General features: G+C 41.9%; 13 protein-coding genes, 1 tRNA gene and 2 rRNA genes. 3 read left to right on the top strand and 13 right to left on the bottom strand.

Going from position 1 to position 15,017, the window contains the following annotated elements:
* Positions 1-23 precede the first annotated feature (23 nt).
* The gene (locus tag DWY31_RS11790; protein ID WP_118520697.1) at positions 24-1,139 is read left to right on the top strand and encodes an acyltransferase family protein; all 1,116 of its coding nucleotides are present in this window, start codon (positions 24-26) and stop codon (positions 1,137-1,139) included.
* Positions 1,140-1,251: 112 nt separating this feature from the next.
* On the opposite strand, the gene DWY31_RS11795 is transcribed toward DWY31_RS11790, so the two are convergent.
* From DWY31_RS11795 to DWY31_RS11810, 4 genes are all read right to left on the bottom strand, one after another.
* On the bottom strand, positions 1,252-1,863 hold the full coding sequence (locus DWY31_RS11795; protein WP_021861305.1) for a DUF3841 domain-containing protein: 612 nt from the start codon (positions 1,861-1,863) through the stop codon (positions 1,252-1,254).
* A 91-nt stretch (positions 1,864-1,954) separates the two neighbouring features.
* Positions 1,955-2,320, bottom strand: a complete 366-nt coding sequence (locus DWY31_RS11800; protein ID WP_021861304.1) for a heavy-metal-associated domain-containing protein — start codon at positions 2,318-2,320, stop codon at positions 1,955-1,957.
* Between the two features lie 61 nt (positions 2,321-2,381).
* Positions 2,382-2,825: a transcriptional repressor gene (locus DWY31_RS11805; RefSeq protein ID WP_243060570.1), complete on the bottom strand. Its 444-nt coding sequence runs from the start codon at positions 2,823-2,825 to the stop codon at positions 2,382-2,384.
* 18 nt (positions 2,826-2,843) lie between these two features.
* Positions 2,844-2,981 carry a FeoB-associated Cys-rich membrane protein gene (locus tag DWY31_RS11810; RefSeq protein WP_021861302.1) on the bottom strand — a complete coding sequence of 46 codons (138 nt, stop codon included), beginning with the start codon at positions 2,979-2,981 and terminating at the stop codon, positions 2,844-2,846.
* 202 nt (positions 2,982-3,183) lie between these two features.
* On the opposite strand from DWY31_RS11810, the gene DWY31_RS11815 reads away from it, so the two are divergent.
* On the top strand, positions 3,184-3,549 hold the full coding sequence (locus DWY31_RS11815; RefSeq protein WP_021861301.1) for a metal-dependent transcriptional regulator: 366 nt from the start codon (positions 3,184-3,186) through the stop codon (positions 3,547-3,549).
* A 169-nt stretch (positions 3,550-3,718) separates the two neighbouring features.
* Here DWY31_RS11815 and feoB read toward each other — a convergent pair whose 3' ends face one another.
* The 6 genes from feoB to proC form a co-directional block, all read right to left on the bottom strand.
* Positions 3,719-5,902 carry a ferrous iron transport protein B gene (gene feoB / locus DWY31_RS11820; protein ID WP_118520699.1) on the bottom strand — a complete coding sequence of 728 codons (2,184 nt, stop codon included), beginning with the start codon at positions 5,900-5,902 and terminating at the stop codon, positions 3,719-3,721.
* 79 nt (positions 5,903-5,981) lie between these two features.
* Positions 5,982-6,203: a FeoA family protein gene (locus DWY31_RS11825; protein WP_021861299.1), complete on the bottom strand. Its 222-nt coding sequence runs from the start codon at positions 6,201-6,203 to the stop codon at positions 5,982-5,984.
* Positions 6,204-6,271: 68 nt separating this feature from the next.
* Entirely contained in the window at positions 6,272-6,484 is a 213-nt protein-coding gene (locus DWY31_RS11830; protein WP_021861298.1) for a FeoA family protein, read from the bottom strand.
* A gap of 325 nt (positions 6,485-6,809) precedes the next feature.
* Complete coding sequence (locus tag DWY31_RS11835; protein WP_118520701.1) at positions 6,810-8,678, bottom strand: heavy metal translocating P-type ATPase; 1,869 nt, start codon at positions 8,676-8,678, stop codon at positions 6,810-6,812.
* Between the two features lie 57 nt (positions 8,679-8,735).
* Positions 8,736-8,954, bottom strand: coding sequence for a cation transporter (locus DWY31_RS11840; protein WP_021861296.1), 219 nt, complete (start codon positions 8,952-8,954; stop codon positions 8,736-8,738).
* A 415-nt stretch (positions 8,955-9,369) separates the two neighbouring features.
* Complete coding sequence (proC, locus tag DWY31_RS11845) at positions 9,370-10,164, bottom strand: pyrroline-5-carboxylate reductase (protein WP_118520703.1); 795 nt, start codon at positions 10,162-10,164, stop codon at positions 9,370-9,372.
* A 397-nt stretch (positions 10,165-10,561) separates the two neighbouring features.
* Between proC and DWY31_RS11850 the strand changes: the two genes are divergently transcribed.
* On the top strand, positions 10,562-11,212 hold the full coding sequence (locus DWY31_RS11850) for a GntR family transcriptional regulator (RefSeq protein ID WP_118520705.1): 651 nt from the start codon (positions 10,562-10,564) through the stop codon (positions 11,210-11,212).
* 167 nt (positions 11,213-11,379) lie between these two features.
* On the opposite strand, the gene DWY31_RS11855 is transcribed toward DWY31_RS11850, so the two are convergent.
* The 3 genes from DWY31_RS11855 to rrf form a co-directional block, all read right to left on the bottom strand.
* Positions 11,380-11,451 (bottom strand) — tRNA-Asn (locus tag DWY31_RS11855).
* Positions 11,452-11,520: 69 nt separating this feature from the next.
* Positions 11,521-14,412: ribosomal RNA gene (locus DWY31_RS11860) — 23S ribosomal RNA — on the bottom strand.
* 422 nt (positions 14,413-14,834) lie between these two features.
* Positions 14,835-14,952 (bottom strand): 5S ribosomal RNA (gene rrf, locus DWY31_RS11865).
* Positions 14,953-15,017: the final 65 nt, after the last annotated feature.

Consider the following 15,017-nt stretch of genomic DNA (forward strand, 5'->3'; position numbering starts at 1 on the left):
TCGCTAATCCAGGAGCAGATATTATGGAATCAAAGAACAGACAAAGAGATTATTTATTCGATAACTACAAAGTATTATTGATCATTCTGGTCATCATCGGACATTTTACCGAGCCATCCTATCGCAATAATGATTTTTTATATACTTTAAAATGGCTGATTGTGTCCTTTCATATGCCGGCATTCATTTTCATATCCGGCTATTTTTCCAAACGTGAACTGACTTTTGCAAAATTATTTCAAAAACTGGTTATTCCGTATTTGATTTATGAATTTATATATTATTTCTTCTATATTTATATACTTCATAAAGAAACCAGCTTATATCTGTTATATCCGAAGTTCTCCCTTTGGTATATTTTGGCTTTATTTGCATGGAGAGCTGTCACACCGTATTTCAAAAAGCTTCCATACTATATGTTGCTTTCTGTCGGACTTGGACTCTTGATCGGATGCAGTGATATGGCTGACAATTTTTTAAGCCTGCCGAGGATTCTTGTATTTTATCCATTTTTCCTCGCCGGAACTATATTTTCCAGAGATACTCTGAATACTCTCCGCACAAGAAAATGCCAGCTCTTTTCCGCATGTGTTATTGCAACATTTATTCTTTATTTGATTTTAGATGAAACACACACAGAATATTCGCCGAAAATTTTTTATGGCAGATACAATTATGATTTCTTAGGACAGACAAACGCCGAAGGAATCTTCTGCCGGTTATTCTGTTATGCAGTAAGCTTCATTCTTACATTTGCTATTTTTAGTCTTATCACAGACCGCCAGAATCTGCTTTCCTATATTGGAAGCCGGACAATGGCAATTTATCTGTTTCATGGACTGACCTATTCTTATCTGAAAGAATGTACAACACTGCTGGATCATGTGGATACTCTGACAGAATCTCTCATTCTGCTCTTCTTCTGTACGGCTCTGGCACTGCTGTTTTCTGCATTGCCATTCAGCAGACTGACCGGCCTGGTTTCCAATCTTCCTGCAGTACTTAAACTTTCCATACAACAGTTGGCTTTCCCGTTCCGTTTTCTTCCTGTGCATTATCTGGAAGTTTCCAATCCGGCACTGGAACCTGGAACGCTACAGTTGTTTAGCTGTACCCTTTCCACTAACAGATCAGATTAAAGACTTTCCTTCATTAGCGACGTACGCCGCCTGGCGCACTCATATAAAAAGAAGACCTCTGTACTTCAGAAGTCTTCTTTTTATGGTGATGACGTATATTGTCTTTATACCTTTATCCTTCAATCAGATCTGTATCAGCCGGAATCTCCTCTCCCGGATGAACGATTTTACGCACCCACTCTTTTCTGATTTCCCAGATATTGCCACAAACATTGAAGATCGTCCATTTATCAATCCGAAATGCTCTCTTCCAACTCTCCCGAATCTTTGCAACTTCTTCCGGATACATTCCTTTATAACGTCCTTCAAAGAATTCAAAACTGTTGCTTACTCCGATCTCTTTCAGATGCTTCTTATAGGCCGCCGCATCTTCATCATTATTCGGCAGGTATATGCGGTTCAGTACATAATCCCATTTCACATCGTCAAAATAAATAACCTTATCTTCCGGTACTTCCAGTACATACACGACGGTTCCCGGAATCGGTTTTAAACAGTTATCTTTGCTGATGGAACACCAGATCGGTGCATGCACATCTTCCGGCTTTGGAAGCATCTTCGCTGCTTCTTTTGTAAACCAGTCATAACTTTCCATAAAGAGTGGAGCAATATCTCCAAAATGCATCTCTACATATGCGCGGTGGTTGATAATTCTTCCATCCCGCTCAAGCTGCCTGAGTGTCTTATCGTTCTGTCTGGTATACAGTCTTATCATCTTCCCCATGACATTTCCTCCTTATCCGTCTGCAGATCACTTTATCCGCTCTTTCCTCTGGTTTTATTATAAAGCGTCAAGATAGAAATGTCATTTTCTTTTAGGAAAATTTTAATCCGTCCGGTTCATAACCGCTCTGCCAAATCGTGCTCATAATCTCATCTTCCGGCATTTTTTCCTTCATATGTATAACTGCCTGCGCTTTCGCAAGATCTACGACTGCATAAACACCTTCTTTTTCGTTAAATGCATTCTCAACTCTCTTTTTGCAATTAGAACAGGTCATTCCACTGACTCCGACTGTACATGTGTACGGATAATGTGACACATTCTTATCTTTAACCTTAACCTTCTTCACATTATCTCCGCCACCGCCGCAACAGCCGTGTGCTGTTCGATTTATCATACTTCTGATTCCGACTATACAAATTACAACCAGAATCAGACAAATTACGATTGTTGCCATTGCAATTCCTTCCCATTGTCTTTTTTCTATATTACTGTCTCTTCTGGATCTGCTATGACTCTTACATGCAAGACTGCATCTCTACACTGCGGATCTTCTGATCATTCACATAACCATATGCTTTCAAGCCTGCCAGAATCACGCGATTCCATGTCTTTGCTGAAAAATGCTTTACTGTATTATCATCAAATTCCACCGTACATGCATCTTCACGGTCACACTCTGCACCGCATGAGATCTTATACATGTTCTTCCTGCTGATAGCTCCGATCTCTTCCAGCTTATTTACCATACGATAAACCGTAGCCGTTCCAATACCCGGGTCTAACTTGGATGCCCGATAATAAATCTCTTTGCAGCAGGAACACTCTTCTTCCAGAATCACATCCAGAAGCATCCGTCTCTGTTTGGTGATTCTGCACCCTTCCTCTCTCAGCCGCTTGATGATCATATCTTTCTGCATCTTCGTTCTCTGATAATTCTGATTGGAATTTTCGTATGCCATAGGTACCTTCCTCCCCGATTAGTGACAATGTCCATTACAATGTTTACAATCACATCCACACTGTAATGATTTTCCGTTCTTTTTATCTTTAACCATACTTCTGATAATCAGTCCAACAACTGCAAGTACTACTGCTCCGACAATAAAAGTTGCCATATGATCGCCTCCTAAATGATAAGTATTTTCATTTTTTATAATAGTTAGTATATGCTAACCATCATTGTCTGTCAATACCATTATTAAATATTTTTTATCATTTTCTGATAATTATTGTTTCGTTGCTGACACTTTATTTCTGTGCTATAATGAATTTAAATGTTGGAAACAAAAGATTTCATATGAAAAGAGGTGATCTGTATTGGTTATAAGGGAATCTGCCGAAGACTATCTGGAAACGATCCTCGTTCTTCAAAACCGTCTTGGCAATGTACGCTCGATCGACATTGCCCAGGAGTTATCCTACTCAAAGCCAAGCGTCAGCGTCGCTATGAAGAATCTGCGTGCTGACAATTACATTAAAGTAGACGAAAATGGGCATATCCATCTGACAGGAAGTGGTCTGGAGATTGCAAACAAGATTTATGAACGTCATACTTTCCTTACCGGCTGGCTAACATCCATCGGTGTCGATGCCGACATTGCTGTTGAAGATGCCTGCCGTATTGAACATGTAATAAGCGGACAAAGTTTTGAAGCGATTAAAAAATACATTGCAGAGCGTTAAAATAATGTACATCACAATGAACAAAATACGCTTTACGAGTTTTTTCATTAAATTAGCGTTCGTCAAATGTTGCCATGCAAGCATGACGCATTTCTCCGTCGCACTAATAAAAAGCAGTTGACTCACTTAGAATCAACTGCTTTTTTTAGACGTATGTATTACCTATGGCTTATTTTGCTTTTGCTGTAGTCTTGATATTAACATTTAAAGTCTGGCTCTCTTTGTATGGACGGAAGAGCATGTATAAGAATCCGATCACAATCAGGATTGCTGCTACTACACCGATTCCGAATCCACCGCCTGTTGCCAGTGTACCGAACTGATAAATACACAGAGATACAAGATAAGCGAGGATACACTGGTATCCGATTGCAAACCAGAACCATTTAATGTTGTTCATCTCTCTCTTAATAGCTCCCATTGCTGCGAAGCAAGGTGCACATAGAAGGTTGAATACGAGGAAGGAATAAGCTGCAATCTGAGTCATGCTGCTTGCAAGTGATCCCCAGATTTCTTTTCCGTCTTCTGCAACTTCTGCAAATCCGAATAACTGTCCGAATGTACCTACTACGTTCTCTTTTGCTACAAGACCTGTGATAGCTGCGACTGCCATTTTCCAGTTACCCCATCCAAGTGGTGCGAAGATCCATGCGATCAGGTTTCCGATCTTAGCAAGAACACACTGAGCCTGAGCTGCTTCCATTGCTGCTCCTTCAAGTCCGTCAAAATTCAACATTCCAAAGTGTCCGTTTGTCCATCCGAAGTTCAATAAGAACCAAACAACGATAGTTGAAAGTGTGATGATCGTACCAGCTTTTTTGATGAAAGACCATCCACGCTCCCACATACTTCTTAATACATTTCCTGCTGTAGGCATATGATAAGCAGGCAGCTCCATTACGAACGGTGCCGGCTCACCGGCAAACATTTTTGTCTTCTTCAGCATGATACCTGAACAGATAATTGCTGCGATTCCTACAAAATATGCACTTGGTGCAACCCATGAAGCATTTCTGAACAGCGCACCTGCGATCAGGGCAATGATCGGAAGTTTAGCTCCACATGGGATAAATGTTGTTGTCATAATTGTCATCTTACGGTCTCTGTCGTTCTCAATTGTACGAGAAGCCATTACTCCAGGAACTCCACATCCTGTACCGATCAGCATCGGGATGAAAGATTTTCCGGAAAGACCGAATTTACGGAAGATTCTGTCCATGATAAATGCAACACGTGCCATGTATCCACAAGACTCTAAGATTGCAAGGAAGAAAAACAGAACTAACATCTGCGGTACGAAACCAAGTACGGCACCGACACCGGAAATGATACCGTCAACGATAAGACCCGTTAACCAGTCTGCGCAGCCAATTCCTTCAAAGAAGCTCTGTGCTGCCGGAATGATCCACTCACCAAACAGTTTATCATTTGTCCAGTCTGTTAAAGTTCCACCAAGTGTTGAAATAGACACATAATATACTGCATACATGATGACTGCGAAGATTGGAAGCGCAAGCCATCTGTTTGTAACGATACGGTCAATTTTATCAGATGTTGTAAGCTTCTCACCTTTTTTCGCTTTTGTAACACACTCTCCGATAATAGAAGAAATGTATACATATCTCTCATTTGTGATGATACTTTCTGTATCGTCATCAAATGTATCTTCCAGTTCTTTAATTTCAGAAGAAACATCAACTGTCTGTTTCATCTGTGTCTGAATCTTGTCATCCTTCTCCAGAAGTTTGATTGCAAAAAATCTCTTCTGATCATCAGATACGATTCCTGAAAGCTTTCCTTCAACCTGCTCGATCACACTCTCAGCTTTTGTTGAAAATTCGTGAACCGGTGCCCCTGCACTCTTCTGGTTAGCAAGTTTAACAGCTTGCTCTGCTGCTGCTTTGATTCCTGTTCCCCTTAATGCAGAAATCTCAACTACATCGCATCCAAGTTTTTCTTTTAATTTGTCAAGATGGATTTTATCTCCTGTCTTAGCAAGAATGTCCATCATGTTGATTGCCATAACAACCGGGATTCCCAGTTCCATGATTTGTGTAGAAAGATACAAGTTTCTTTCAATATTTGTACCATCTACAATATTGATGATCGCATCCGGTCTCTCACCGATCAGATAGTTCCTTGCTACGACTTCCTCCAGTGTATATGGAGATAATGAATAAATACCCGGCAAGTCCATGATTACAACATCTTTATGTCCTTTTAACTTACCTTCCTTTTTCTCTACTGTAACTCCCGGCCAGTTACCAACAAACTGATTGGAACCAGTCAGTGCGTTAAATAATGTTGTCTTACCGCTATTCGGATTACCTGCAAGCGCAATTTTTACTGACATATTTTTTCTCCTTCATTAATTATTGCTTTCTGCTTGTTTCGCCTTTCTTGTTAGCATCCGCTAACTACTGGTTAAAAATTTATTCTACCTCAATCATTTCGGCATCTACTTTCCTTAAGGACAGTTCATATCCTCTTACAGTTACCTCGACCGGATCACCAAGCGGTGCTACTTTTCTTACAAAGATCTCAACACCTTTTGTAATACCCATGTCCATGATTCTTCTTTTTACCGGACCAGTACCAGTAAGCTTTGCAACTTTGACAGTCTTCCCAACGGCTACATCTTTCAGAGTTTTCATTCCCTTAATCCCTTCTTTCATACCTTTATCGTTATCTTTTTATGTTCCTTCGGAACGAGCTTCATGGATTATACCATGATTTTATTTGCCATATCTTTACCGAGGGCAACTCTGGAATCTTTCACATTAATGATCAGATTACCTCCGACTTCCGACACGACCGTTACAATACCTCCGACTACAAATCCAAGGTTTTCCAAAAACCGGCGTGTCTCTTCTTTTCCACCAATTTTTTTAATTGTACATTCTTCACCTGGTTTTACCATTGCTAACGGCATCATCTTACCCCTTCCTTCTACATATTAATGATAAACGTTTTCATTTTACGTTAGTTAGTTTATGCTAATTTATCTTTTCTGTCAATATTTTTATTGATTATATTTTCTCAATAGCCGTGTCATCTATCAATGTCATTATAACTTAATCATGCAAAAGCCAAAGAATTTTCAACCTTTTCCGGATGTTACATCAAAATCAGAAATCTGCCGTCGCAGTTTTTTCTTGGTACTATGGCATTTTTAATATAAAAAAAGCGATAACACAAGAACATTTGTGTTATCACTTCTTTTTTATTATACGATTTTATACTTATATTTGAAGCGAGTATTATATATTTTTCACAAACAATGCGCGGATCGCATTTAATACAGCAATTACCATAACTCCTACGTCTGCGAAAATAGCCATCCACATATTTGCAACACCGATTGCTCCGAGAAGCAGACAAATTCCCTTGATTCCAAGTGCGAAATAAATATTCTGATAAACAATTCGAATACATTTTCTTGCAATTTTGATCGCCTTTGCAATTTTCAGCGGATCATCATCCATCAGCACAATATCTGCCGCTTCAATTGCTGCATCTGAACCAAGCGCACCCATTGCAATACCGATATCTGCTCTGGAAAGTACCGGTGCATCATTGATTCCGTCGCCGACAAATGCAAGCTTTTCTTTTTCTGTCTTCTGTTTCAACAGTTCTTCAACTTTTGCTACTTTGTCGGCTGGCAGTAATTCGCTGTGTACTTCCTGGATCCCAAGTTCTTCTGCCACCTGCTCTGCTACGTTTTTAGCATCTCCGGTCAGCATAACCGTTTTCTTAACACCTGCACGCTTTAACTCTGCTATTGCCTGTGCTGCATGTGGTTTGATCAAATCAGAAATAAGAATATGACCTGCATATTTACCGTCAACTGCCATATGGACAATCGTTCCCACACTGTGGCAATCCATATAGGAGATTCCAAGTTTCTTCATAAGTTTCACATTTCCTGCTGCAACCAAGATTCCATCTACTTTGGCAGTTACTCCATTTCCACCAATCTCTTCAATATCTGTCACACGGTTACGGTCAATCGACTTTCCATAAGCCTTCTGTAAGCTCTTACTGATCGGATGTGAGGATGAGCACTCTGCCAGCGCTGCATATTCCAGGAGCTTCTCTGCATCCATCTCATTATGATGTACACCACTGACTTCAAACACTCCCTGCGTCATTGTACCTGTTTTATCAAATACTACATATTTTGTAGAGGCGAGTGTCTCCAGATAGTTAGAACCTTTTACCAGAATCCCCTGATTACTTGCTCCGCCAATACCGGCAAAGAAACTAAGCGGAATACTGATTACCAATGCGCACGGACAACTGATTACAAGGAATGTAAGTGCACGGTAAATCCAGTCTCCCCATTCTGGTGCAAGTCCCAGAGCGATCATTCTTACCAGCGGTGGCAGAACTGCAAGTGCCAGCGCACCGTAGCAGACTGCAGGTGTATAATATTTAGCAAATTTTGAAATAAAGTTCTCGGATCTTGATTTTCTGGAGCTTGAATTTTCCACCAGTTCCAGGATCTTTGATACTGTAGATTCCCCAAATTCTTTCGTTGTACATATTTTAAGTACACCTGTCATGTTAATACATCCGCTGATGATCTCATCTCCCGCCTTCACTTCACGCGGAAGGCTTTCTCCTGTCAGTGCACTTGTATTAAGAGTGGAACTTCCTTCCAGGATCACACCATCGATTGGCACCTTTTCTCCGGACTGTACCACGATTGTCGTTCCTACTTCAACTTCATCCGGATCTACCTGTTCTAACTGTCCATCTTTTTCGATATTTGCATAGTCCGGGCGAATATCCATCAGTTCACTGATATTACGGCGGCTCTTACCAACTGCATAGCTCTGGAACAACTCACCGATCTGATAGAAAAGCATAACGGATACACCTTCAGTATAATCTCCCAGTGCAATGGCACCAACTGTCGCTACTGCCATCAGGAAATTTTCATCAAAGACCTGTCTGTTCAAGATTCCCTTCCCGGCTTTTCTCAAAATATCATAGCCAATGACAAGATACGGAACCATATACAGTGCAAATCTTACATATCCTTCTATCGGAATCCATTTCAGTATAATGATTAATGCAAATGCAATAATAATTCTGATAAATACTTTTTTCTGCTTTTTATTCATTACCGGACCTCCCAATAATACTTGCAAATCTTATTTTATAATCTTCCCACCGAAATCTTATAAAAATATCTCGCAGTCATCTTCTACTTTCTTACAGTTTTTCAGAACTTCTGGCATAACAGCTTTCGGATCCTGACCTTCTTCAAATTCAACGATCATCTTTAATGCCATAAAGTTTACAGTTGCATCTTTCACTCCTGCTGTCTTCTTTGCTGCATCTTCCATTTTGTTTGCACAGTTTGCACAGTCAACATCGATTTTGTAAGTTTTTTTCATAATTTTGTTCTCCTTTAAATATCCCTTATTTTCGTTTTATCATATGAACAGTTATTCATATGTTTGTTTTTATTATACTCCTGCTTACAGTTCTGTCAATATATTTTGCGAAAATTATTATGGAAATTTCCAATCATTATATACAACTCGCTTACACAAATTCATCCGCACAAGTTCATGCATTTTCCTCGTAGCCTTAAATCGAGCAGGCATTCCCTACTCGATTAGTATATTTCATACACAAAAAAGCAACTGCCTCACGATTATACTTCGCAAAACAGTTGCTTTTTCCCCGATATTCTTTTTAATCCTCAACTTAAGAAGGTTCTATATTACATGATGTTAGATTCAAAAGTTGACCTAAGCCACTCATCTGCAAGTGCATCATGTTTTTAGTTTATAGCCCCTGGCATCATTACATGCTCTTAGATACTTCTTCGCAAACTTTCATTGCTTCGATAATAGAGCTTCTGAAACCAAGTTCTTCCAGAGTACGTACGGCCTCAATTGTTGTTCCTGCCGGTGAGCATACCATATCTTTTAATTCTCCTGGATGTTTACCTGTCTCAAGTACCATCTTCGCACTTCCAAGAACAGCCTGTGCTGCAAACTTGTATGCCTGCGGTCTTGGCATTCCACCAGAAACTGCTGCATCTGCCATAGCTTCAATCATCATATATACATATGCCGGTGAGCTTCCGCTGACTGCTGTTACTGCATCCATCAATTTCTCCGGTACAATCTCTACTCTGCTGAAGCTTTCCAGAATTGTCTTCACATATGCAATCTCTTCTTCCGTCATATGCTCGTTCGGGCATGCTGCTGTCATACCTTCTCCAACCATAGCCGGTGTATTCGGCATTGTACGTGTGATCTTCACAGCTTTTCCAAACTGATCAGCAAGCCATGTTAATGTCTTACCTGGTGCGATTGTAATGATTAACTGCTCCGGTTTTACAATATCTTTGATCTCAGCGATTACATCTGCATAAAACTGTGGTTTTACAGATAAAATTACAACTTCTGCTTTTTCAATAACTTCTTTATTACTATCTGTAACGTTAATTCCAAACTGCTCTTTTACTCTCTCTCGTCCCGGTGCAAATAAATCTGCTCCGATAATCTCCTCTGCCGGGAAAATATTTTTTTTAATTACTCCACCCATGATTGCTGAAGCCATATTGCCTGTTCCGATAAATCCTAATTTCATTATAAATACCTTCCTTTTTCCTGCGGTTATGTTCCATTTTCCTTCTTATATCTCTCACTTCTCTTCTTAAATTATATGCTTCCTCGTATCCTTCACTTTTTCAAATGATATAATTCCTCATATCTTCTCTATGATCCACAATATAATCCTGTACTTGCAGAAGCTATCGCTGTCTGCTTTCCTTAAATGTGAAATGGTTTCAAAGAAAAAATGGTATACATTTCGCAAATTTGTATACAACTTGTTTCTATGGTGACTATAACACTACTTTCTATAAAAGTCAACACTATTTTTTAATTTTAATATTGAATTTTGCGCTAAAAATCGTTATAATTTGTATACAATTATAATTATATATACTTTATTAACGACTCTTACAACAACGAAGAGGTGTATAATGGCTGAGAAAAATATATCACTGGCAAATCGTGCCTATACAATTATTAAAGAAAATATTATGAATCTGACTTATCCGCCGGGAATGACTCTAACAGAAGCAAAACTTACAAAAGAACTTGGTATGAGCCGCAGTCCTGTGCGATCCGCTATCCAGATGCTACAGAATGAAGGTCTGATTGTTTCCGACTATTACAAATCTATGATGGTAAAAGAAATTACAGATGAGGATATCACGGAAATTTATCAAATCCGTGAATTATTTGAAGGTGCGGCTTTCGAGCTCATCTTCACATCCGGCAGATACGAGGAATATTCCTATCGTATTGAGGAAAAAGTCGTGCGTATGTGTGCGGCTGCCGGAGATCTCTACAACTGGGAACTGGCAGACGCAGCCATGCACAGGGAGATCATCAGTATTTTTGAAAATGAACGAATCAACCGCATCTATGAAAATAATCTGACAGAACTTGTACGGATCGGACAGTATTCTATTAAAAATGGTATGGCAATCCCGAAGACAAATGATAACCTCAAGAAGATGATCCAGTACATGCGCAAAGGCAATTACGAAAAAGCTTTTGCAATATTAAAAGCAGACCATTTCGGCACAGGAAAATCCACTGCTTTAAATGGTCCGCGCAATATTTAGCTACTATATTACAGCACAAAAAAGATATCCGATTTGTAATTACTCATTACTTTATCAGATATCTTTTTTATTTATATAATATTACAAAATCCGGCACAGACAGTTTCCTCTGGCTGTTGTGGAAGAAACAGAAAAACCTGTAAGACTATAGCTTACAGGTTTTCAAACTCCCCGAGTTGGGCTCGAACCAACGACCCTTCGGTTAACAGCCGAATGCTCTACCACTGAGCTATCGAGGAATATTATAAAGGTTATATACCTTCAAAACTGCATATAAGAAATTCTTCATCCTTTACCTATCACCTTGCTTGGTCATGCCCTCGACCGATTAGTATCAGTCAGCTCCATGTGTTACCACACTTCCACCTCTGACCTATCTACCTCGTCGTCTTCAAGGGGTCTTACTACTTACGTAGGGATATCTCATCTTGAGGGGGGCTTCACGCTTAGATGCCTTCAGCGTTTATCCCGTCCCGGCTTGGCTACTCTGCCATGACCTTGGTAGTCAACAGATACACCAGCGGCCAGTCCATCCCGGTCCTCTCGTACTAAGGACAGCTCCTCTCAAATATCCTACGCCCACGCCGGATAGGGACCGAACTGTCTCACGACGTTCTGAACCCAGCTCGCGTACCGCTTTAATGGGCGAACAGCCCAACCCTTGGGACCTACTTCAGCCCCAGGATGCGATGAGCCGACATCGAGGTGCCAAACCACTCCGTCGATGTGAACTCTTGGGAGTGATAAGCCTGTTATCCCCAGGGTAGCTTTTATCCGTTGAGCGATGGCAATCCCACTTTATACCACCGGATCACTAAGTCCTACTTTCGTACCTGCTCCACCCGTCGGTGTCGCAGTCAAGCTCCCTTCTGCCTTTGCACTCTTCGAATGGTTTCCAACCATTCTGAGGGAACCTTTGAGCGCCTCCGATACCCTTTCGGAGGCGACCGCCCCAGTCAAACTCCCCACCTGACATTGTCCCCCGACCTGTTGAAGGCCGCTGGTTAGAAATCCAATACTGCAAGGGTGGTATCCCAACAGCGACTCTGCAGCTACTGGCGTAACTACTTCCCAGTCTCCCACCTATCCTGTACATGCAATACCGAATCCCAGTATCAAGCTGGAGTAAAGCTCCATGGGGTCTTTCCGTCCTGGCGCAGGTAACCAGCATCTTCACTGGTATTTCAATTTCACCGGGTGCATTGTTGAGACAGTGCCCAAATCATTACGCCTTTCGTGCGGGTCGGAACTTACCCGACAAGGAATTTCGCTACCTTAGGACCGTTATAGTTACGGCCGCCGTTTACTGGGGCTTAAGTTCAAAGCTTCGCGTTACCGCTAACCTCTCCCCTTAACCTTCCAGCACCGGGCAGGCGTCAGCCCATATACTTCACCTTTCGGTTTTGCATAGACCTGTGTTTTTGCTAAACAGTTGCTTGGGCCAATTCTCTGCGGCCAGCTTTCACTGGCACTCCTTCTCCCGAAGTTACGGAGTCATTTTGCCGAGTTCCTTAACAATGCTTCTCCCGTCGGCCTTAGGATTCTCTCCTCATCCACCTGTGTCGGTTTACGGTACGGGCTTAAGTAAAACAATAGCGGCTTTTCTTGACGCATGGCTCACACACTTCCCTACTCTTTATTCGGTCCGCATCACGTCTTCAGATTGTACAGCGGATTTGCCAGCTGCACTCCTACCTCGCTTGCACCGGTCTTTCCATTCCCGGCTTGTGCTCTCCTCACGTGTCCCCACAGTTCTGTTTACTTAAGGTACAGGAATCTCAACCTGTTGTCCATCGACTACGCCTCTCGGCCTCGCCTTAGGCCCCGACTTACCCAGAGCAGATCAGCTTTACTCTGGAAACCTTAGATATTCGGCCGGAAGGATTCTCACCTTCCTCTCGCTACTCATTCCGGCATTCTCTCTTCGATACAATCCACAGCTCCTTATCGGTACTGCTTCGTCTCGTATCCAATGCTCCTCTACCAATCAACATTCGTTAATTCCTGAGCTTCGGTAGTGTGTTTCAGCCCCGGACATTTTCGGCGCAGGACCTCTCGACTAGTGAGCTATTACGCACTCTTTGAATGTATGGCTGCTTCTGAGCCAACATCCTAGTTGTCTTCGAAATCCCACATCCTTTTCCACTTAACACACATTTTGGGACCTTAGCTGCAGGTCTGGGCTCTTTCCCTTTCGACTACCCAACTTATCTCGTGCAGTCTGACTCCCATACATCATCTACGCGGCATTCGGAGTTTGATATTCTTCGGTAAGCTTTGACGCCCCCTAGGAAATTCAGTGCTCTACCTCCGCAAGACTTGTATGAGGCTAGCCCTAAAGCTATTTCGAGGAGAACCAGCTATCTCCGGGTTCGATTGGAATTTCTCCCCTATCCACACCTCATCCCCACCCTTTTCAACGGATGTGGGTTCGGTCCTCCATTGCCTTTTACGGCAACTTCAACCTGGACATGGATAGATCACCCGGTTTCGGGTCTGCTCCGACTGACTCTGGCCCTATTAAGACTTGGTTTCCCTTCGGCTCCATCCCTGTAGGATTTAACCTCGCCAGCCGGCGCAACTCGCCGGACCGTTCTACAAAAAGTACGCGGTTCCACATTTATAGTGGTTCCACAGCTTGTAAACATATGGTTTCAGGTTCTTTTTCACTCCCCTCCCGGGGTCCTTTTCACCGTTCCTTCACAGTACTATGCGCTATCGGTCACTAAGGAGTATTTAGCCTTACGGGGTGGTCCCCGCGTGTTCAGTCAAGGTTCCACGTGTCTCGACCTACTCTGGATACCGCCTTGTCAATCGTCCTTTCGCTTACGGGGCTTTCACCCTCTCTGGCTGGCTTTCCCAAAACCATTCTGCTAAGACTCTTGAATCAATTCTGCGGTCCGAACCCCGGGATGCACGCATCCCGGTTTGGGCTCTTCCGGTTTCGCTCGCCGCTACTTCCGGAATCACATGTTGTTTTCTCTTCCTCCGGCTACTTAGATGTTTCAGTTCACCGGGTTCCCTTCCTAACGTTATGGATTGGCGTTAGGATACTTGAGGTTTGCTCAAGTGGGTTTCCCCATTCAGAGATCTCCGGATCATTGGATATTTGCTCCTCCCCGAAGCTTTTCGCAGCTTATCACGTCTTTCATCGGCTCTTAGTGCCAAGGCATCCACCATACGCTCTTTTCAGCATGACCAACTTGTTCTCATCCACGGGAATGGATGATCACTACACCGGTATAGCGTTACCGGCGTTGGTTCTAGGTTCGTTTTTTTACTTCGTTTTCTCGAAGGTGTTGTAATCATTAACAACATTCCTGTTAATAACAATTACCTCGGATGTCTTGAATAAGATATTTATCTTATCATTTCTATTTCTTATATGCAATTTTCAAGGTACATATAGATGCGAATATTCGAAAACAGTTATGTGTGACAAGCTTGCTTGTCTAAGCATAAATGCTTTTCGATGCATTGGCATGTAATGCCATGAGCGATAAAATCGTAGATTTTAGAGCTTCGCATCTTATCATTCTGACTGCTTGTTTCATCAGTCATCAGAAAACTGAATCCCTTCAATCCTCTGATCACTGGTAAAACCAGTTTTTCTTTTTTCTAAATCTGGCAGCCACCTACTCTCCCACACCGTCTCCAGTGCAGTACCATCGGCCGCTTGGGTCTTAACCATCGTGTTCGGGATGGGTACGGGTGTTACCCCCAAGCGCATCGCCACCAGAAATCATTATTAAGCTTTTGACAGCCTTAATAACTAAACAATAAACAACAACCCTTACTTTTTTCC

The organism is Dorea sp. AF24-7LB (genome assembly GCF_003478575.1).
Lineage (GTDB): Bacteria > Bacillota > Clostridia > Lachnospirales > Lachnospiraceae > Dorea_D > Dorea_D hominis.